General features: G+C 39.5%; 21 protein-coding genes and 1 tRNA gene. 21 read left to right on the top strand and 1 reads right to left on the bottom strand.

Features of this window, described 5'->3' with window-relative positions; genetic code table 11:
* Positions 1–100 precede the first annotated feature (100 nt).
* From LZP85_RS18040 to LZP85_RS17970, 15 genes are all read left to right on the top strand, one after another.
* A complete protein-coding gene (locus LZP85_RS18040; protein ID WP_025907424.1) occupies positions 101–1,282 on the top strand; it encodes an ATP phosphoribosyltransferase regulatory subunit in 1,182 nt (393 codons plus the stop codon).
* A complete protein-coding gene (hisG, locus tag LZP85_RS18035; protein WP_119542624.1) occupies positions 1,282–1,914 on the top strand; it encodes an ATP phosphoribosyltransferase in 633 nt (210 codons plus the stop codon). The genes LZP85_RS18040 and hisG overlap by 1 nt, the downstream gene beginning before the upstream one ends.
* 14 nt (positions 1,915–1,928) lie before the next feature.
* Positions 1,929–3,197 (top strand): histidinol dehydrogenase, encoded by a 1,269-nt coding sequence (hisD, locus tag LZP85_RS18030; RefSeq protein WP_119542623.1) that lies wholly within the window; start codon positions 1,929–1,931, stop codon positions 3,195–3,197.
* A gap of 17 nt (positions 3,198–3,214) precedes the next feature.
* Positions 3,215–3,802, top strand: coding sequence for an imidazoleglycerol-phosphate dehydratase HisB (gene hisB, locus LZP85_RS18025; RefSeq protein WP_025907430.1), 588 nt, complete (start codon positions 3,215–3,217; stop codon positions 3,800–3,802).
* Complete coding sequence (gene hisH / locus LZP85_RS18020) at positions 3,803–4,432, top strand: imidazole glycerol phosphate synthase subunit HisH (RefSeq protein ID WP_025907432.1); 630 nt, start codon at positions 3,803–3,805, stop codon at positions 4,430–4,432. It abuts the gene before it with no gap.
* Between the two features lie 4 nt (positions 4,433–4,436).
* Positions 4,437–5,171, top strand: coding sequence for a 1-(5-phosphoribosyl)-5-[(5-phosphoribosylamino)methylideneamino]imidazole-4-carboxamide isomerase (gene hisA / locus LZP85_RS18015; protein ID WP_025907434.1), 735 nt, complete (start codon positions 4,437–4,439; stop codon positions 5,169–5,171).
* On the top strand, positions 5,168–5,926 hold the full coding sequence (gene hisF / locus LZP85_RS18010; protein WP_025907436.1) for an imidazole glycerol phosphate synthase subunit HisF: 759 nt from the start codon (positions 5,168–5,170) through the stop codon (positions 5,924–5,926). Before hisA ends, hisF begins: the two co-directional genes overlap by 4 nt.
* Complete coding sequence (hisIE, locus tag LZP85_RS18005; protein ID WP_025907439.1) at positions 5,923–6,552, top strand: bifunctional phosphoribosyl-AMP cyclohydrolase/phosphoribosyl-ATP diphosphatase HisIE; 630 nt, start codon at positions 5,923–5,925, stop codon at positions 6,550–6,552. The genes hisF and hisIE overlap by 4 nt, the downstream gene beginning before the upstream one ends.
* Positions 6,553–6,690: 138 nt before the next feature.
* Complete coding sequence (locus LZP85_RS18000; RefSeq protein ID WP_206782923.1) at positions 6,691–8,178, top strand: tetratricopeptide repeat protein; 1,488 nt, start codon at positions 6,691–6,693, stop codon at positions 8,176–8,178.
* 88 nt (positions 8,179–8,266) lie between these two features.
* On the top strand, positions 8,267–9,217 hold the full coding sequence (trxB, locus tag LZP85_RS17995; protein ID WP_119542621.1) for a thioredoxin-disulfide reductase: 951 nt from the start codon (positions 8,267–8,269) through the stop codon (positions 9,215–9,217).
* A 285-nt stretch (positions 9,218–9,502) separates the two neighbouring features.
* Complete coding sequence (locus tag LZP85_RS17990; protein ID WP_025907442.1) at positions 9,503–9,961, top strand: 8-oxo-dGTP diphosphatase; 459 nt, start codon at positions 9,503–9,505, stop codon at positions 9,959–9,961.
* A gap of 53 nt (positions 9,962–10,014) precedes the next feature.
* Positions 10,015–10,908: an RNase adapter RapZ gene (gene rapZ, locus LZP85_RS17985; protein ID WP_025907443.1), complete on the top strand. Its 894-nt coding sequence runs from the start codon at positions 10,015–10,017 to the stop codon at positions 10,906–10,908.
* Positions 10,905–11,861 (top strand): gluconeogenesis factor YvcK family protein, encoded by a 957-nt coding sequence (locus LZP85_RS17980; RefSeq protein ID WP_119542620.1) that lies wholly within the window; start codon positions 10,905–10,907, stop codon positions 11,859–11,861. Before rapZ ends, LZP85_RS17980 begins: the two co-directional genes overlap by 4 nt.
* A 48-nt stretch (positions 11,862–11,909) precedes the next feature.
* Entirely contained in the window at positions 11,910–12,854 is a 945-nt protein-coding gene (gene whiA / locus LZP85_RS17975) for a DNA-binding protein WhiA (protein WP_025907447.1), read from the top strand.
* A gap of 23 nt (positions 12,855–12,877) precedes the next feature.
* The gene (locus LZP85_RS17970; protein WP_025907448.1) at positions 12,878–13,135 is read left to right on the top strand and encodes an HPr family phosphocarrier protein; all 258 of its coding nucleotides are present in this window, start codon (positions 12,878–12,880) and stop codon (positions 13,133–13,135) included.
* Between the two features lie 32 nt (positions 13,136–13,167).
* Here LZP85_RS17970 and clpP read toward each other — a convergent pair whose 3' ends face one another.
* The gene (gene clpP, locus LZP85_RS17965; RefSeq protein ID WP_025907449.1) at positions 13,168–13,755 is read right to left on the bottom strand and encodes an ATP-dependent Clp endopeptidase proteolytic subunit ClpP; all 588 of its coding nucleotides are present in this window, start codon (positions 13,753–13,755) and stop codon (positions 13,168–13,170) included.
* A 238-nt stretch (positions 13,756–13,993) separates the two neighbouring features.
* Here clpP and LZP85_RS17960 point away from each other — a divergent pair.
* The 6 genes from LZP85_RS17960 to gap all read left to right on the top strand — a co-directional run bounded on the left by LZP85_RS17960 (position 13,994) and on the right by gap (position 18,956).
* Positions 13,994–14,065, top strand: a tRNA-Arg gene (locus tag LZP85_RS17960).
* 174 nt (positions 14,066–14,239) lie between these two features.
* On the top strand, positions 14,240–15,043 hold the full coding sequence (locus LZP85_RS17955; RefSeq protein ID WP_119542619.1) for a hypothetical protein: 804 nt from the start codon (positions 14,240–14,242) through the stop codon (positions 15,041–15,043).
* Between the two features lie 117 nt (positions 15,044–15,160).
* Complete coding sequence (gene rpoN, locus LZP85_RS17950) at positions 15,161–16,468, top strand: RNA polymerase factor sigma-54 (RefSeq protein WP_119542618.1); 1,308 nt, start codon at positions 15,161–15,163, stop codon at positions 16,466–16,468.
* 25 nt (positions 16,469–16,493) lie between these two features.
* Positions 16,494–16,742: a glutaredoxin family protein gene (locus LZP85_RS17945; RefSeq protein WP_119542617.1), complete on the top strand. Its 249-nt coding sequence runs from the start codon at positions 16,494–16,496 to the stop codon at positions 16,740–16,742.
* 131 nt (positions 16,743–16,873) lie between these two features.
* Positions 16,874–17,902, top strand: a complete 1,029-nt coding sequence (locus LZP85_RS17940; RefSeq protein WP_119542616.1) for a sugar-binding transcriptional regulator — start codon at positions 16,874–16,876, stop codon at positions 17,900–17,902.
* Positions 17,903–17,948: 46 nt separating this feature from the next.
* Complete coding sequence (gene gap / locus LZP85_RS17935) at positions 17,949–18,956, top strand: type I glyceraldehyde-3-phosphate dehydrogenase (RefSeq protein ID WP_025907458.1); 1,008 nt, start codon at positions 17,949–17,951, stop codon at positions 18,954–18,956.
* Positions 18,957–19,206 lie beyond the last annotated feature (250 nt).

Raw genomic sequence — 19,206 nt, 5'->3', positions numbered from 1 at the left:
AATACATTAGTGTGATAAAGTGAAAAGTGGTCTTCTATGATGAAAATTAGTTGTTTATATAGAAATAGATGCAACCAAGTTGAGAAAAGGAAGTGTCATAATGTCAAAGCTGTTTATGTTTGAAAAACCTTTAGGTATGCGGGATACATTACCATCTCTTTTTGAAAAGAAAAAGCAAGTTCGAAATCAGTTAGCAGAAGAAATTAGTAGCTGGGGCTATCAATATATGGCTACTCCTACTCTTGAATACTTTGAAACGGTTGGAAGCGCATCGGCCATTTTAGATCAACAATTATTTAAATTATTAGATAAAGAAGGTCATACGCTTGTTTTACGACCTGATATGACGACGCCTTTTGCGCGCGTGGCAGCATCAAAACTTTTAAATAACTCACCGCTTCGCCTTGCGTATGAAGCGAATGTCTTTCGAGCTCAGCAGCGTGAAGGTGGTCGACCGGCTGAGTTTGAGCAAATTGGTGTTGAGTTAATTGGTGATGCAACAATGAGCAGCGATGCAGAAGTGATTGCGTTGATGATTAGTGCATTAAAGCGTGCTGGGCTAAAATCATTTAAAGTAGCCATTGGCCACATTGGATTCGTTAACTCATTGTTCTTAGAGATTGTCGGAAACGAAGAGCGTGCCAATGTTTTACGCCGCTTTTTATATGAGAAAAATTATGTTGGTTATCGTAATCACGTGAAGAGCTTAAACCTTTCCTCCATTGATAAACAGCGTCTTTTACAGCTTTTAAACTTACGTGGTGGAGAAGAAAAAATCCAAGAAGCTATTGAGCTTGTTGAAAATAAAGAAGGTAAAAAGCTTGCTGAGGATCTTCAAAGCCTTTGGAACATGCTGGACGCTTATGGCGTAACGGAAGAAATTAAAATTGACTTCAACCTTGTAAGTCACATGAGCTATTACACTGGCATTTTATTTGAAGTCTTTGCTGAGCACGTAGGCTTTCATATTGGGAACGGTGGACGTTACGATCAATTATTAGAACAATTTTCAACGAAAACACCGGCAACTGGATTTGGTATTCAGCTTGACCGTTTAATTGAAGCGCTAGATGAAGAAGCATACGAAGAAGTGCCTGTTTACGGCGTTTTATATAGCCAGGAGCGGTTATCAGAAGCAATAGCGCTTGCGGCTGAACAAAGACGTGCAGGTAAACGTGTCGTTGTTCAAGATATTGTAGGCGTTGATGATGTCGACGTATTTACAGCTGGCCTTGAAGAAGTATCGTTTCTTATTGGTAAACGTGGCAAGGGGGGACAATAATGACTGAACTACTAACAATTGCGATGCCAAAAGGAAGAATATTTGAAGAAGCTGCTCAGCTTTTGCGTCAAGCAGGCTTTCAGCTTCCTCCAGAGTTTGATGACTCGCGTAAATTAATTGTTGATATTCCAGAAGAAAACATGCGCTTTATTTTAGCAAAGCCAATGGACGTAACGACTTACGTAGAGTATGGCGTAGCTGATTTAGGTATTGCAGGAAAAGATGTGATGCTTGAAGAAGAAAGAGATGTCTATGAACTATTAGATTTGCAGATTAGCAAATGTCATCTTGCAGTGGCGGGCCTTCCCAATACGAAAAAATCAGAGATTGCGCAAAAAGTAGCGACAAAATATCCGAACGTCGCGTCCACTTATTTTCGAGAACAAGGAGAACAGGTGGAAATTATTAAGCTAAATGGATCGATTGAGTTAGCGCCGCTTATCGGCTTAGCAGATCGTATTGTTGATATCGTTTCGACGGGCAGAACGCTACAGGAAAATGGTCTGGTTGAACTAGAGCATATCGGTGATATTACGTCTCGATTAATTGTAAACCCAGTTAGCTACCGGTTAAAAGATGAACGCATTGATGATTTAGTTAACCGATTATCAAAAGTTGTCGAAGCATCATGAATGAGGTGAATTTGATGAAGATTACACGTGTGACGGAAGACGTTAGCTTAAAACGTACGATTGATCAAGGCACGGGAGCACAGCGTGAAGCGGTGCTTAACATTCTTCAAGACGTTAAGGATAAAGGAGATCAAGCCCTATTTTCATATACGGAAAAGTTTGACGGTGTGTTATTAAAAGCGCTGAAAGTGTCGGATGCAGAGCGGAAGAACGCATATGAAGCCATCGATGATGAAACTATTCAGATTATTAACGAGGCTGCTGCTAATATCCGTGACTACCATGAGCGCATGATTACGCAATCTTGGATGGTGACAAAAGAAGATGGCACGATCCTTGGGCAGAAGGTGACACCTTTAGATGCAGTTGGCGTCTATGTCCCAGGCGGTTTAGCTGCGTATCCATCATCCGTGTTGATGAACGTAATTCCTGCTCAGGTAGCTGGCGTTAAGCGTATTGTAATGGTATCACCTGTGCAAAAAGACGGTTCGTTACCAGCTGGTGTTCTCGTTGCAGCTACTGAGCTAGGTGTGGAAGAGATTTATAAAGTTGGAGGAGCACAAGCGATCGGAGCATTGGCATATGGAACAGAAACAATTGAAGCGGTCGACAAAATTGTGGGTCCAGGAAACATTTATGTTGCCTTAGCAAAGAGAGAAGTATACGGCTTAGTTGATATTGATTCGATTGCTGGACCGAGTGAAATCGTTGTATTAGCAGATGATACAGCAAGACCAAATGAAGTGGCAGCTGACCTGTTATCACAAGCAGAACATGACCAGTTGGCATCTAGCGTTTTGGTAACAGCGTCTTTAAATCTAGCAGCAGCCGTAGCACAAGAGGTTCAAAAACAGCTTGAAACGCTACCTCGAAAAGTGATTGCTGAAGCATCTATTCAAGAGTATGGTGCAATTTATGTCACAGAAGAGCTTGAAGAAGCGATTGACGTAGTTAATAAATTGGCTCCAGAACATCTTGAAATTATGACGGATGAACCGATGACTATACTCGGGAAAATTCGTCACGCTGGAGCTATTTTTTTAGGTAGATATAGCTCAGAGCCAGTAGGAGATTATTTTGCTGGCCCAAACCATGTATTACCAACGAACGGAACGGCCAAGTTTTCAAGTCCGTTATCTGTTGATTCATTTGTAAAAAAATCAAGCATCATTTCATATAGCGAGCAGGCGCTTAAAGCTAATAGTTCGAAAATTGCCGCTTTTGCAAGGCTAGAAGGATTAGAAGCACACGCTCGAGCAGTTGAAGAACGATTCAAAAAATAAAGTAAAGAGAGGGTTACATGATGAGAGAAGCTAGCATCAAACGTACAACAAATGAGACGGATATTTCACTTGCAATAGCCATTGATGGAGAAGGAAAAGCGGGAATTGACACAGGTGTCCCGTTTTTAAACCACATGCTTGATTTATTTACGAAGCACGGTCAGTTCAATTTAGATGTAAAAGCTATTGGAGACATTGAGATCGATGATCACCACACAACAGAAGACATTGGTATCTGCTTAGGGCATGCATTTAAAGAAGCGCTTGGTGATAAGAAAGGCATTAAGCGCTACGGCAATGCATTTGTTCCAATGGATGATGCGTTGGCACAAGTGGTAGTTGATTTAAGTAATCGACCTCATTTTGAATTTAAAGGCGATATTCCAGCATCACGTGTGGGTACTTTTGATACGGAGCTTGTATACGAATTTTTATGGAAATTTGCGCTTGAATCACGTATGAATCTTCATGTTATCGTTCACTATGGTCAAAATACACACCACATCATCGAAGCGGTATTCAAAGCCTTGGCGAGAGCATTAGATGAAGCAACAACGGTTGATCCTCGCGTCAAAGGAGTACCATCAACGAAGGGGATGTTGTAAATGATTGGTATTATTGACTATGGCATGGGGAATTTGTATAGCGTAAGCAAAGCGCTTGAACGTTTAGACTATGACTATTTTATTTCATCTGAGCCAAGCGAACTGCGTAAGGCAAAAGGCTATATTCTACCTGGGGTTGGCTCATTTAAAGATGCGATGGAACAGCTGAATGAAACCAATCTTACAGCTTTTATAAAAGAAGAAGTGGAAAGCGGTAAGCCACTTTTAGGAATCTGCTTAGGAATGCAGCTTTTGTTTGAGGAAAGTGATGAGAATGGTAAGACGACGGGCCTTGGGTTTTTAAAAGGACGTGTTGAACTGCTGCCTGGAGTGACGCCAGAAGGTGAAGCTTATAAAGTGCCTCATATGGGTTGGAACTCGTTACATATGCATGTAAACTCACCTCTGTTAGCGGGCATTGAAGAAGGCCACGTATACTTCGTGCACTCTTATTACGTAAAGACAGATGATCAAGATGTGCTTCTAGCAACAAGCTCATATGATGTTGCCGTTCCAGCAGTTGTAGGGAAGGAAAATGTATTTGGTACGCAGTTCCACCCGGAAAAAAGCAGTGAAATTGGCATGAAGATTTTACAAAACTACGCAAACTTTGTAGAAGGAAGAGGTTGAACTCATGAGTAATTTTTCAATTTATCCAGCAATCGATATGCGCGGCGGAAAATGCGTTCGCCTTTTGCAAGGAGACTATGATAAAGAAACGGTATACGGAGATTCACCAGTCGATATGGCAGCACAATTTGCTGGTGAAGGTGCGAAGTGGATTCACATGGTGGACTTAGACGGTGCCAAAGCAGCAAAGCGAGTAAATAATGAGTTTGTTCTTGAAGTTAAGAAAAAGCTTGGGGTCAATGTACAAATTGGTGGCGGAATTCGTTCAGAAGAAGACGTAGCGTATTACTTAGAAAACGGAATTGACCGAGTGATCTTAGGAAGCGCAGCGATTTCTAATCCTGAATTTGTCAAAAAGATGCTTCGTCAATACGGTGAAAAAATTGCGATTGGTATTGACGCGCGCGATGGCTACGTAGCAACGGAAGGCTGGCTTGAAACGTCAACAGTAAAAGCAACGGAGCTTGGAAAAGAGCTTGCCGAAGCAGGTGCTGAAACGTTTATCTTCACGGACATTTCAACGGATGGTATGCTTTCAGGACCAAATGTTGAAGGTATTGTCAGCATGGCAAAAGCAACAGGTAAAAGCGTCATCGCATCGGGCGGCGTAAGTAAATTAGCTGATTTAAAAGCACTACAGGCGTATGAAAAAGACGGCGTGATTGGTGCGATTGTTGGAAAAGCACTCTACACAAATCAATTTACGGTAAGCCAGGCGCTTGAAGAGGTGACATCATGATTACGAAGCGTATTATTCCTTGCTTAGACGTAAAGGAAGGGCGCGTTGTAAAAGGTGTTCAGTTTGTGGAGCTAAAAGACGCTGGTGATCCTGTAGAATTAGCGAAATTTTATGATGAAGAAGGCGCAGATGAGCTTGTTTTCTTAGATATTTCAGCATCTCATGAAGGTCGTAAAACCATGGTTCACGTAGTAGAAGAAGTGGCAGCACAGCTGGCTATTCCGTTTACAGTAGGTGGAGGAATCAATGCGGTTGAGGATATGAAACGAATGCTGCGAGCAGGTGCAGATAAAGTGTCGTTAAACACAGCTGCTGTCTTAAATCCAGATCTTATTACGGAAGGGTCAAACTTCTTTGGAGCACAGTGCATTGTGGTAGCTATTGATGCAAAATATGATGAAGAATTAGGCTCTTGGCGCGTATACACGCACGGTGGACGCAACGCAACAGGATGGGAAGTTGTTGCTTGGGCGCAAGAAGTTGTCAAACGCGGTGCCGGTGAGATCTTGTTAACAAGTATGGATCAAGACGGTGCCAAGTCCGGCTTTAACCTAGCATTAACAAAAGCCGTAAGTGAAGCGGTAAGTATCCCTGTTATTGCTTCAGGAGGCGCAGGAAATGGTCAAGACTTTGTGGATGTATTTACGGAAGGAAAAGCAGACGCAGGCTTAGCGGCATCTATTTTTCACTATAAAGAAACGTCTGTTAAAGAAATTAAAACCTATGCAAAACAACGAGGAGTGAGCATTCGATGAAGATCGAAAACGTTAAATTCAATGAAGACGGATTAGTTCCAGCAATTGTGCAGGACGCGGTTAGTAAAGAAGTGCTGACTCTAGCCTATATGAATGAAGAATCGTTAAAAAAGTCAGTTGAAACAAAAGAAACGTGGTTTTTTAGCCGCTCTCGCCAAGAGCTTTGGCACAAGGGAGCTACATCTGGAAATACACAGCGAATTGTCGCAATGACGTATGATTGCGATGCGGATTCTATTGTTGTAAAAGTAAATCCAAACGGACCTGCTTGTCATACAGGTGCATACAGCTGCTTTAATGAAAACTTGCTAGAGGATGAAAGTGCATCTCCTCAATCAGGGCGTTTTGATATTATTAATGAATTGGAATCAGTAATTGCTAAGCGCGAAGCAGAAATGCCAGAAGGAGCGTACACAACCTACTTATTTGACAAAGGTGTCGATAAAATCCTAAAAAAAGTCGGTGAGGAAGCAGGCGAAGTTATTATTGCTGCCAAAAACCGTGATCATGAAGAATTAAAATGGGAAGTAGCGGATTTGTTCTATCACGTATTGGTACTTCTTCGTGAGCAAAAGCTTCCGCTTGACGATGTCTTAGCGGTATTAAAAGAAAGACATTCGAAGTAATAAACAAAAGCTGGCCTTTGCGGTCAGTTTTTTTATTGACCAATATTTCTTTGGGTTCAGTAAAATACAGGTGTTACCGTAAGCTTTAAACTATGATATACTACCAACGTTGAAATCATGGACTTATCGGAGGACTTAATGAGAAAAAACTCAAAAGTGCACGAGAAGAAAGCAAAGGTAATTCCGTTTTTTAAAACGGGAGAAGAATATTTTGAAAAAGCACTTAAAGCCTATCAATATAAAGATTTATATAAAGCAAAACGATATCTTCAGAGAGCGTCAGAGTTAGACCGGGATGAGCCGTTAATTTTATATCAGTTAGCGACTATTTTAAATGATTTAGGTGAATATAAAGAATCAAACGAGCTGTTGCTTCATATTATCAACGATTTAGATTCTACAATGGTCAATTGTTATTATGTGATTGCTAATAATTTTGCGCATCTTGGATTATTTCAAGAAGCGTATAAATACGTTCAATGTTATTTGGAAGAAGATGAAACTGGCGAGTTGTTAGAGGAAGCGGAAGAGCTGGAAGACCTGCTTTCCATTGATTTAGAATCAGACGAAGAATATGAGGAAGATGCGCTGATTTTAAAGCAAGAACAGGCAAAACAGTTGCTGCAAGATGCACAGTTTGAAAAAGCGATTCAGCTATTAGAAGAAATCATTCGAGACTATCCTGAATTTTGGTCAGCGTACAATAATTTAGCGTTAGCTCATTTTTATCTTAATGAAACACATAAAGCAATTGGTTTATTAGATGAAGTGTTAGAAAAAAATCCTGGGAACTTACATGCTTTGTGTAATCAATTAGTGTTTCACTATTACGGGCATAACCAGAACGTCGTGAATTATTTGATTCAACAGCTAAGCTGCGTATATCCTTTATCTCTGGAGCATCAATATAAATTAGGATCAACGTTTGCTCTTGTCGGGGAATACAAGTTAGCATATGGGTGGTTAAAGAGTTTATATAAAAAAGGATTTCAAGCAGACTCGTCTTTTCATTATTGGCTTTCTTATGCTGCTTATCATGTGGGGTTTGAGCAGTTTGCTAAAGATATATGGAAAAACGTTGGTGATTCGGGTTCGATGGTGAAGTTAGAAGCTCCTTGGCAATTTAATGAGAAGAACAATCGTCGTTTCTATTCTGAAATCGATGTTGTCGCTCAAGAAAAATGTGAAAGCACACATATTCATGATCAGCTGTATAGCCTGTATATGGCTAAGAAGCTTCCTGATAAAGAACGGTTGCTTCTATTAGAAAAAATTAAGCCATCCATACATACAAGTTCATTACTTGATGAAGTATATACGTATGTATGGCAGAATAAGCAGCACATCATGTTTGAAATTGCAGATTTAATCCAAGCTGAAATTGAAGCTGAAGTAGAGGCAGCCGGTATCATTCAGTTTTGGTTTAACATATATGTAGAGTTGAATAACATACAGGCTGCCGAATGGCACCATGTCAACGTAAATGGATGGGCATCTGCAGCGACTTACTGCTACCAGAAGCAAAAGCAACAAGCTGTTTCTCAGGAAAAGGTAGCTCAACTGTATAGTATTTCTTTATCAACGGTACGCAAATACGTCAAAATTGTAAATAACCTGCTGAAGTGAGCAAAAAAATAGACGATAGTGTCGTTAGCGTATTAGGATAAAATTAATTAAAAATATATGAATAGATTCCTAAAAGGAGTGTTACTCAATGACAGAAGAAAAAATTTATGATGTCATTATTATCGGAGCCGGCCCAGCAGGAATGACTGCTGCTGTATATACGTCTCGTGCGGATTTATCAACATTAATGATTGAGCGCGGAATCCCTGGTGGCCAAATGGCAAATACGGAAGACGTAGAAAATTACCCTGGCTATGACCATATTCTAGGTCCAGATCTTTCAAATAAAATGTTTGAACATGCGAAGAAATTCGGTGCTGAGTATGCATATGGGGACATTAAAGAAATTATTGAAGGCGAAGAGTATAAGACTGTTGTAGCTGGTAAAAAAGAATATAAAGCGCGTGCTATTATTATTGCAACAGGTGCAGAGTATAAAAAACTAGGTGCTCCTGGTGAAAAAGAATTAGGAGGACGCGGCGTTTCTTACTGTGCAGTATGTGACGGAGCTTTCTTTAAAGGAAAAGAGCTTGTTGTTGTTGGTGGAGGGGACTCTGCTGTTGAAGAGGGTGTGTACTTAACGCGCTTTGCAACAAAAGTAACGATTGTTCACCGTCGTGAGGAACTTCGTGCTCAAAAAATCTTACAACAGCGTGCATTTGATAATGAGAAAGTAGACTTTATCTGGAATCACACTGTAAAAGAAGTGAATGAAAAAGACGGTAAAGTAGGTAGCGTAACGCTTGTTAATACACAAACTGGTGAAGAACAGGAATTCGGAGCAGATGGCGTGTTCATTTATATTGGTATGGTTCCTTTAACAAAGCCGTTTGAAGGCTTAAACATCACCAATGCAGAAGGCTATATTGAAACGAATGAACAAATGGAAACACGTGTCCCAGGAATCTTTGCTGCTGGTGACGTTCGTGAAAAAGCACTTCGTCAAATCGTTACAGCAACGGGAGATGGAAGTATTGCTGCTCAAGCAGCTCAACACTATATTGAAGAACTGAAAGAAAAGTTAAAAGCCGTTAACTAATTTGTTACGTATATCTTTACAAAAAGTTATTCTGTTTTAAAGTTTTTGTAACGTACGTGCAATGTTTATGGGGTACTATATAAGTAGTAATTGACCCCCTTTTATAAAATAGTAACTTTGACGGGCGTAGGACTTGTTCCTAGGCCTTTTTTTTTGGACTATTTTTTGTACCATCGACATATATTTTCAGAAAATTTAGTATTAAGTAAGTATCTTCGTTGTGAGGGCTGTTTGTTTCGTAGTATAATGATAGACAGAAAAGTGAAGAGAAGAAGAGGTGGAAAGATGCAACGAGTTACGAATTGTGTATTAGTGAAAGACGGAAAAGTACTATTACTTCAAAAGCCAAGGCGAAATTGGTGGGTAGCTCCCGGTGGGAAAATGGAACAAGGAGAATCGGTAAAGGATTCCGTTGTTCGAGAATTTCGTGAAGAAACAGGCATCTACCTGAAGAATCCAACGGTAAAAGGTATTTTTACGTTTACAATGAAAGAAAATGATAAAATTGCGTCAGAGTGGATGATGTTTACTTTTTTTGCTACCGACTTTGATGGAACAAATGTGCTAGAATCAGAAGAAGGAAAGCTTGGTTGGCATAACTTAAATGATGTTAGTGAATTACCAATGGCACCAGGAGACCATCATATTATTGATTATGTGGCAAAAGGTTCTGGTGTAATCTACGGTAATTTTACATACACGACTGACTTTGAGTTATTGTCTTATCGAATCGATCCTTGCTAACTATTTGGTTAGATAAACAATGAAAAAATTCGGTTTTAATAGGGGGTAAACAAATGAGTACTGGATCTGTAAGCGATATTCAATTGGTTATTATTACTGGAATGTCAGGTGCAGGAAAAACGGTGGCAATTCAAAGTTTTGAAGATTTAGGTTTTTTTTGTGTGGACAATCTTCCCCCAACGCTATTGCCTAAGTTCCTTGAACTTATGAAAGAATCTGGAAATAAAATGAACAAAGTAGCGCTTGTTATGGATTTGCGAGGGCGAGAATTCTTTGATAGCTTATTTGAAGCCTTAGATAATATGAGTGAAACGACATGGGTTATGCCTCAAATTCTCTTTTTGGATGCAAAAGACTCTGTGCTCGTAACAAGATATAAAGAAACAAGGCGTTCACATCCTCTTGCTCCTTCTGGATTACCTTTAGAAGGTATTAGTATGGAACGTGAGCTATTAGAGGAATTAAAAGGACGTGCCCAGTTAATTTATGAAACATCTGACTTAAAACCAAGAGAGCTACGTGAGAAAATTCTTACGCAGTTTGCTTCACATGCTTCACCTGTTTTTACAGTGAACGTTATGTCATTTGGGTTTAAGTATGGGGTGCCAATCGATGCTGATCTTGTTTTTGATGTTCGCTTCTTGCCAAACCCGCACTACATTGATCATATGAGGCCGAAAACAGGTCTTGAAGAAGAAGTTTCTTCCTACGTGTTGAAATGGACCGAAACGCAGAAGTTTGTTGAAAAGGTGCTTGATCTTTTAACATTTATGCTGCCGCAGTATAAGCGTGAAGGGAAAAGTCAGCTTGTCATTGCGATTGGTTGTACGGGTGGTCAACATCGCTCAGTCACTTTGGCTGAACATATCGGCCATCATTTTGAAAAAGACTATAAAACACATATTTCTCATCGAGACATCGAGAAGAGGAAGGAAAAATATAGATGAATAGTGAACAGCTTGCAAAAGTCGTTGTCATTGGAGGAGGAACAGGATTACCTGTATTATTAAGAGGGTTGAAAGAATATCCTCTTGATATTACAGCAATTGTAACGGTTGCTGACGACGGCGGAAGTTCTGGGAGGCTTCGAGATGAGCTAGAGATTCCGGCTCCTGGTGATATTCGAAATGTGTTAGCCGCATTATCTGATGTTGAACCGTTGGTAGAAGAGCTGTTTCAACATCGCTTTGAAACTGGAAATGAATTGATTGGTCACTCACTGGGGAATTTGCTTTTAGCCGCAATGACATCTATTACAGGTGATTTTGTGCATGCGATTCGTGAGATGAGCAAAGTGTTAAATGTTCGTGGTAAAGTATTACCTTCTGCTAATCGTAGCGTAGTGCTACATGCAGAAATGGAAGACGGAGTAATTGTCACAGGAGAGTCTAAGATTCCAGAGTATGGAAAAAGAATTAAGCGCGTATTTTTATCTCCAGAAGATATTAAGCCTTCTGCTGAAGCGTTAAAAGCAATTCGCAAAGCTGACTTAATTATATTAGGTCCAGGTAGCTTATATACAAGCATCCTGCCTAATTTACTTGTTCCGGATATTCGAGATGAGCTATGTACGACAAAAGCGAGAAAAGTATATGTATGTAATGTGATGACCCAGCAAGGGGAAACATTAGGTTTTAAAGCAAGTGATCACGTAAAGGCTCTGTATGATCATATGCCTTGTGCGTTTTTAGACGCAATTATTGTAAATAATGCGCCAATTCCTGCACCGTTAAAGAAGCGCTATGAGGTTGAACAAGCACAGCCTGTGGAATACGACCGAGAAGTGCTGACTGAATTAGGACTAGAAGTGTTGGAAGAACAGATTATTCAATATGACGGTAGTGTTATTCGTCACGATACGAAAAAAGTGGCACGCCTTATCTTTAATATGTTGGCGTAAACGTCAATTTCCGCAACTTACTACGACAACAGAATGGAGGTGGGAAAGGTGTCGTTTGCTTCAGAAACAAAAAAAGAACTTACTAATTTAGAAGTGAAAGATTGCTGCGCAAAAGCAGAACTTTCAGCTTTAATTCGAATGAACGGGTCGTTGGCATTTTCTAATCGTAACTTAACAGTGGACGTACAAACAGAAAATGCAGCCATCGCCAGAAGAATTTATGTACTTCTAAAGAAATCGTATAACGTAACGGTGGAGCTGTTGGTGCGTAAAAAAATGAGGTTGAAAAAGAACAATGTTTACATTGTTCGTCTGGTGGAAAAAGCTCGTTTTTTACTGGAGGATTTAAAAATTTTAAATGAAGGCTTCACATTTACTCATAACATTTCAGAAGAGCTTGTCAAAAAGAAGTGTTGTAAGCGTTCATATTTGAGGGGAGCTTTCTTAGCTGGAGGATCAATTAATAATCCAGAAACATCCTCTTATCATCTAGAGATTTTTTCTCTCTATAGAGAGCACAATGATGCCCTTTGTGAGTTAATGAATACATTTGGCTTAAACAGTAAAACGCTTGAGCGTAAAAAAGGGTATATCAATTACTTAAAAGAAGCAGAGAAAATCACGGAATTCTTAAGTATTGTTGGAGCACATAGCGCTTTATTACGTTTTGAAGACGTTCGTATTGTACGAGATATGCGAAACTCTGTTAATCGACTCGTCAATTGTGAAACAGCGAACTTAAACAAGACCATCGGTGCAGCGATTCGGCAGGTGGAAAATATTCGTTATATTCAAGAGACAGTTGGGCTCGAAGTATTGCCTGAGAAGCTTCGTGAAATTGCTCGTTTACGAGTAGAATACCAAGACGTAACGCTAAAAGAACTAGGGGAAATGGTATCCGGCGGACAAATTAGCAAGTCTGGAATTAATCATCGTCTACGCAAGATAGATGAAATTGCCGATAAATTGCGTGCTGGACAACCAGTTACGTAAAGCAAGGGACATGGGAGGAGAACATAATGGAAAAACAAGTAGAAATTAAATTGAGAACAGGCCTTCAAGCACGAGTAGCAGCCATGTTTGTTCAAGAAGCTAACCGTTTTACATCGGATGTGTTTTTAAAGAAAGATGAAAAAGTAGTAAACGCTAAGAGCATTATGGGGTTAATGAGCTTAGCGTTAAATCGTGGTACCGTTATCACGCTGATTGCTGAAGGTAGTGACGAAGAAGAAGCTATCCAAGCGCTTTCTTCTTATGTAGAAAATGATGCATAAAAAAACCGTTCCCAATTGGGAACGGCTTCTTATTACTTCGGATCGTTTGTTAAAATTTTATCAATTAATCCGTATTCAAGAGCACGCTCAGCAGTCATGAAGTTATCACGATCTGTATCGCGTTGAAGAACTTCTAGTGGTTGACCAGTGCGCTCAGCTAAAATGTGATTTAATTTCTCACGTAAGAAAAGAATGCGTTTAGCAGCAATCTCAATCTCTGTTGCTTGACCTTGCGCTCCACCTAAAGGTTGGTGAATCATTACTTCACTATTTGGTAACGCAAAACGTTTGCCTTTTTCACCTGCAGCAAGTAAGAAAGCACCCATTGAAGCAGCCATTCCGATACAAATTGTTGATACTTTTGGCTTGATAAACTGCATTGTATCGTAAATCGCCATACCTGCTGTAATTGATCCACCAGGACTGTTAATATAAAGTGAAATATCTTTTTCTGGGTCTTCTGCTGCTAAAAATAGAAGTTGTGATACAATTGAGTTTGCAACGTTATCATCAATTGCACTTCCAAGCATAATGATACGGTCTTTTAACAGCCGTGAATAAATGTCGTATGCACGCTCACCGCGGTTTGTTTGTTCAATAACTGTAGGAATTAGATTCATATAAAATTCCTCCTTAACAAGAATAATTTGTTATGTACCTTATAATACATGTAAGGTCAATAAAGGTCAAACAAAAGAACTGCTCTTTACACATATTCGCTTTTTCTGGTATGTATTCCTTTTCTGTACTTTATAAATTTTTCCCGATTGCCCGAAAAATAAACGTTGTATACTTGAAAAGATTGGTTTTCTTTCCTATAATGAAAGCAGTAATCATAGGAATAATGATTTATTTTATGCCCTCGTAGTGTAGTGGATAGCACAAGAGATTCCGGTTCTCTTAGGGTGGGTTCGAATCCTGTCGAGGGCGTCTAAAAGCGTTGCAAACTTGCAGCGCTTTTTTATTTGTTCTGTAAAAACTGTATATTTTATGTGTGGATAGGCCTAATAATTCGTAAGTTAATTCGTTTGTCATGGTTGCCAATTTTGGCAGAATGCTATAAAACAAGTATATAAGGAAAAGTAAAACTAAGGAGGAAAAATTGTGAAATCCCTTAATAAGTTTTTTATTGTAAGTGCATCTCTTGCGTTATTGCTTTCCGCATGTGGATCGAATGAAGAAGCAGCAACACAAGAAAAGTCTCAGCAAGTGCAACAAGAAAATGAAAAAACAGTTTCAGAGGAGCAGTCTGACAGTAAAGAGTCTCAGACGAACAAAGAGTCAGAGGAGACTGAAAGCAATGACGTAGAGTCAAAAGGCGAAGCAACACCAGATAAAGAAGAGCCGGCAGTCGAAGAAAAGACAAGTAAAGAGGCAACGGAAAGGCCTTTAACCGAGTCACCTGAAGATAGAGAACAAGCAGAAGTAACGAAGCCAACAGAAGAACAAAATGATGCTGCATCAAACGAAAAGTCAGCTGAAGAGCAGCCAGAAGAAAATTCTGAAGTTCAGGACAAAGAATTAGTCCAAAGCGATAATCAAGAGTATGCAATTAAAGTACTTGAAGGCTACGAACTAGCTGGGGAAGAGCCTGGTCGTGATACGGTAATGTATAAAGAGGATGGCTCTCAATTTATGCGTATTGAGCTTCTATCAGATGTTTCGGAAAAACAAGCAGTAGAAGTAGTAAAGCAAACAGCAATGGCAGTGGACCCGAACGCTGTACAAAAAGCAAGCGTTCCTGCAGAAGGAAAGATTGCCAATGCAGAGTGGTATGAAGCAGAGTCTAATGATATGAGTGTACAAGTTATTGTAACGAAAGGAACAAAACCTGTTAAGATTACGATTTTTGCTAAATCAGCTGAACAAACAGATAAATTTATTGAAATGGCGAACACGATTCAATAAACCGTTGGAAAGGGCTACGAAACATTCGTAGCCTTTTCTATTTCAATATATTTCTCCTTCTAGTTCGTTGCTAAGTAATAAGGTTCAAAGTAGAATAAACAGTGGGAGGGAGAAACAATGGAGGTAGGTTTATTTCAACAGCAGTCTTTAAAGCTTTCCATGTCGAAAGAGTTATCGCAGGCAATTTCTCTTTTACAATATTCATCGTTGGATATTGCATCATTTATACAAGAGCAAGCGATGCAAAATCCGCTTATCGATTTTGGTGATGCCCCGTTAGTTACAAGTAGGCCTTCAGTTTATAAGCAGAACGCTAATGATGATAAAGACTTACTAAACTCAATTGCTTCTAAGCAAGAAACATTGACAGAGCACTTGCTAGGTCAAATTGTGTTTTTGGAATTAACCACTAAGGAATACGACATCATTTGCTATATGATTGAGAACTTGGATGAGCATGGATATCTGAAGGAGGACTTAATGCTTGTAGCACAAGCATGCAGTTGTAATTTAGAAGAAGTGGAAATGGTGTTAAATTCTCTTCAACAGTTAGATCCTATAGGGGTAGGAGCAAGAAATCTTCAGGAATGTTTACTGATCCAGCTAGAGCAAAGCGGGCAGCTTTCTGATGAGTTAGAAATAATTTTGACAGAATATTTTCAAGAGTTTGCGTATAAAAAGTGGAGTAAAATTTCAAAAGAGTGCGGTATATCACTGGAGCAAGTTCAAAAATACCATGATCAAATTAAGCGTTTGAACCCTCGGCCAGGATTACTATATGCCACTCAAGCAGAGCGCTTTATTATTCCGGACTATATTATAAAGAAAGAGGGCAATGAGCTAGTAGCTTACGCCAATGAAGAGTTAGATTTTCGGTTATCAGTTAACGATGCATATAGACAAAGCTTAATGCTCCAAGATAACCACGCGGTTAAGCCGTATTTGCAGGAAAAGTACCGAGAGTTTCAATGGATTTTAAAAGGGCTTCAGACTCGAAAGCAGACGCTAAACGCAATTGTTCATGGACTACTAGAAAAACAGCAAAGATTCTTTCAACATGGGCCATCTTTTTTACAGCCGTTAACGATGAAAGAACTAGCAGACTATATTAACGTCCACGAGTCAACAGTGAGCCGAGCGACAACTCATAAGTATATTCAAACACCTTTTGGAACATTTTCTATGAAGTCGTTTTTTACAGCAAGTTTAAAGCTGGGTACCACTGAAGAAACGTCCGTTATGACGGTAAAAGAGCTTATTAAACAGTTAGTGGAAAAAGAAGATAAAAAGAAGCCGTTATCTGATCAGCAGCTCACCAACCAGTTATTAACAGAGCATGATGTGAAAATATCAAGAAGAACGGTAGCTAAATACCGGGAACAGCTAAACATTGCTTCATCTAACCAAAGAAAAGTTTACGTATAACTCTATTAAAAAGAAGGTGATGTCGATGCAGGTTGTTTTGTATACAAGAAAAACATGCCCTTTATGTGAAGAGGTTAAAGAAATGTTAACTGCCTTACAGCATGACCTTAACTTTAGTGTGATTGAAAAGGATATTTACTCAGATGAACGTTTATTAGAACAATTTCATCTTATGATTCCGGTTATAGAAATCGATGGTGAGGTTGTTATGTATGGGAAAATTCAAAGAGAAAATATAAGAAAGCGTTTACTTTATAAAAACGCCATCAGATGAGTTGAATAAAGGATTCACTCCTGTTAGAATGAAACATGTAACAGGGTGAATTTTTTTGCGTGGGTGGGACAAAATATGTCTATACGGGACTTATGTTGTCCAATGAGCTTGCACCTTAAGGAGATTTAAACATGCGTTCATTAATAGAAGTACAACGAAAATTATTGCCTGAACTTCTATCTGTTATGCAAAAGCGATATCAAATCTTGCAGTACATACGCTTAATGCAACCGATCGGTAGACGCAACTTAGCTGTTAGCTTAGGGTTAACAGAGCGTGTGTTACGCAGTGAGGTTACATTTCTGAAAGAGCAAGATTTAATTGATGTGCAGACAACTGGAATGACACTTACGACAGAAGGTGAGCTACTGCTACACGATTTAGAAGTCGTAATGAAAGAAGTTTCCGGACTTCGATTATTGGAAACAACATTAAAAGAGGCCTTTTCTTTAGCAGAAGTCGTTGTTGTTTCTGGAGATAGCGATTCTTCACTTTTTGTTAAAAACGAAATGGGTAGAGCTGCTGTGTCGTGCATCAAAGAGCGCCTTGTTGATCCCAAAAAGATTGTTGCTGTTACAGGTGGTACAACGCTTGCCGCTGTTGCCAATATGATGACACCCGATATTAAGCACCCTGATGTTCTATTTGTGCCAGCTCGTGGTGGACTTGGTGAAAATGTTCAAAACCAAGCGAACACTATTTGCGCAAAAATGGCTGAAAAGTCGATGGGTCAGTATCGTCTTCTTCATGTCCCAGACCAGCTAAGTGACGAAGCCTATAAGTCAATTGTAGGGGAACCTTCCATTCGGGAGATGATTCAATTAATTAAGTCAGCAAGTATGGTTGTTCATGGAATAGGAGACGCTATGACAATGGCGGAGCGTCGAAGGACATCTTCTGAAGACTTAGAAAAAGTCAAAAAAGGACATGCTGTTGGTGAAGCTTTTGGATATTACTTCAATCAAAAGGGAGAAGTTGTTCATAAAGTGAAAACAGTTGGCATACAACTCGATGATTTAAAGAACAATAAATGTGTCATCGCGGTAGCAGGTGGTTCTTCGAAGGCAAAGGCAATTCGAGCATTTATGCAACAAGCACATCATTCGATTCTGATTACAGATGAAGGTGCTGCAAAAGAGTTAGTAAGGGATTTTAATTAATCCCTGATTATAAAAAATACTTTTTACATTCAAGGAGGAAATACCCATGGTAGTAAAAATTGGTATTAACGGATTTGGTCGTATCGGCCGTAACGTATTCCGCGCAGCTTTAAAAAACGATAACGTTGAGGTAGTAGCAATTAACGACTTAACTGACGCTAACATGCTTGCTCATCTTTTAAAATATGATTCTGTACACGGTAAATTAGATGCAGAAGTAGTAGTAGATGGCAACAACTTAGTAGTAAACGGTAAAACAATCGAAATCTCTGCTGAGCGTGACCCAGCTCAATTATCTTGGGGCAAACAAGGCGTAGATATCGTTGTTGAATCTACTGGATTCTTCACAAAACGCGCTGACGCTGCAAAACACTTAGAAGCAGGAGCTAAAAAAGTAATCATCTCTGCTCCAGCAAGCGATGAAGACATCACAATCGTAATGGGTGTTAACGAAGACAAATACGATGCAGCTAACCACAACGTAATTTCAAATGCTTCTTGTACAACTAACTGCTTAGCGCCATTCGCTAAAGTGTTAAACGACAAGTTCGGCCTTAAACGTGGAATGATGACAACGGTTCACTCTTACACAAATGACCAACAAATCTTAGACTTACCACATAAAGATTACCGTCGTGCTCGTGCAGCTGCTGAGAACATCATCCCAACTTCAACTGGTGCTGCTAAAGCTGTATCTCTAGTATTACCTGAATTAAAAGGTAAATTAAACGGTGGAGCTATGCGTGTTCCAACTCCAAACGTTTCTCTAGTAGACTTAGTTGCTGAGCTTGATAAAGAAGTAACTGTTGAAGATGTAAACAACGCTCTTAAAGAAGCTGCTGAAGGCGATCTTAAAGGGATCCTTGGCTATAGCGAAGAGCCATTAGTATCTGGTGACTACAACGGTAACATCAACTCTTCTACAATCGACGCATTATCTACAATGGTAATGGAAGGTAACATGGTAAAAGTTATCTCTTGGTACGATAACGAGAGCGGATACTCTAACCGTGTAGTAGACTTAGCTCAATACATCGCTGCTAAAGGACTATAAGAACAGCGAAATCGACTCTTTAGTCATAGCTAGATAGATATCCCATAGGACACTGCTTTGTTTTTATTGGATATCTCAAATGAGAAATACTATAATAAGACTTGCTAAGGAAGAGAGGGGCCCCCCCCCTCTTCCTTGATTTATGTATCGGCTTCTACAGCATAAACGTCATCTTGTTGCTAGTCGTGGCATTTTTCATATTGTAAGGCGCCAATATATGAAAGGTTACTACAGCTAGCTATATTGTGAT

This window comes from Priestia flexa, from assembly GCF_021441905.1.
Classification (GTDB): Bacteria; Bacillota; Bacilli; order Bacillales; family Bacillaceae_H; genus Priestia; species Priestia flexa.
This window is presented reverse-complemented; position numbering and strand designations above follow the sequence as displayed.

Bases quoted from the DNA above. Each gene is read 5' to 3' on its own strand.
- LZP85_RS18040 (WP_025907424.1), top strand. From the start codon at position 101: ATGTCAAAGCTGTTTATGTTTGAAAAACCTTTAGGTATGCGGGATACA.
- hisG (WP_119542624.1), top strand. From the start codon at position 1,282: ATGACTGAACTACTAACAATTGCGATGCCAAAAGGAAGAATATTTGAA.
- hisD (WP_119542623.1), top strand. From the start codon at position 1,929: ATGAAGATTACACGTGTGACGGAAGACGTTAGCTTAAAACGTACGATT.
- hisB (WP_025907430.1), top strand. From the start codon at position 3,215: ATGATGAGAGAAGCTAGCATCAAACGTACAACAAATGAGACGGATATT.
- hisH (WP_025907432.1), top strand. From the start codon at position 3,803: ATGATTGGTATTATTGACTATGGCATGGGGAATTTGTATAGCGTAAGC.
- hisA (WP_025907434.1), top strand. From the start codon at position 4,437: ATGAGTAATTTTTCAATTTATCCAGCAATCGATATGCGCGGCGGAAAA.
- hisF (WP_025907436.1), top strand. From the start codon at position 5,168: ATGATTACGAAGCGTATTATTCCTTGCTTAGACGTAAAGGAAGGGCGC.
- hisIE (WP_025907439.1), top strand. From the start codon at position 5,923: ATGAAGATCGAAAACGTTAAATTCAATGAAGACGGATTAGTTCCAGCA.
- LZP85_RS18000 (WP_206782923.1), top strand. From the start codon at position 6,691: ATGAGAAAAAACTCAAAAGTGCACGAGAAGAAAGCAAAGGTAATTCCG.
- trxB (WP_119542621.1), top strand. From the start codon at position 8,267: ATGACAGAAGAAAAAATTTATGATGTCATTATTATCGGAGCCGGCCCA.
- LZP85_RS17990 (WP_025907442.1), top strand. From the start codon at position 9,503: ATGCAACGAGTTACGAATTGTGTATTAGTGAAAGACGGAAAAGTACTA.
- rapZ (WP_025907443.1), top strand. From the start codon at position 10,015: ATGAGTACTGGATCTGTAAGCGATATTCAATTGGTTATTATTACTGGA.
- LZP85_RS17980 (WP_119542620.1), top strand. From the start codon at position 10,905: ATGAATAGTGAACAGCTTGCAAAAGTCGTTGTCATTGGAGGAGGAACA.
- clpP (WP_025907449.1), bottom strand. From the start codon at position 13,755: ATGAATCTAATTCCTACAGTTATTGAACAAACAAACCGCGGTGAGCGT.
- rpoN (WP_119542618.1), top strand. From the start codon at position 15,161: ATGGAGGTAGGTTTATTTCAACAGCAGTCTTTAAAGCTTTCCATGTCG.
- LZP85_RS17945 (WP_119542617.1), top strand. From the start codon at position 16,494: ATGCAGGTTGTTTTGTATACAAGAAAAACATGCCCTTTATGTGAAGAG.
- LZP85_RS17940 (WP_119542616.1), top strand. From the start codon at position 16,874: ATGCGTTCATTAATAGAAGTACAACGAAAATTATTGCCTGAACTTCTA.
- gap (WP_025907458.1), top strand. From the start codon at position 17,949: ATGGTAGTAAAAATTGGTATTAACGGATTTGGTCGTATCGGCCGTAAC.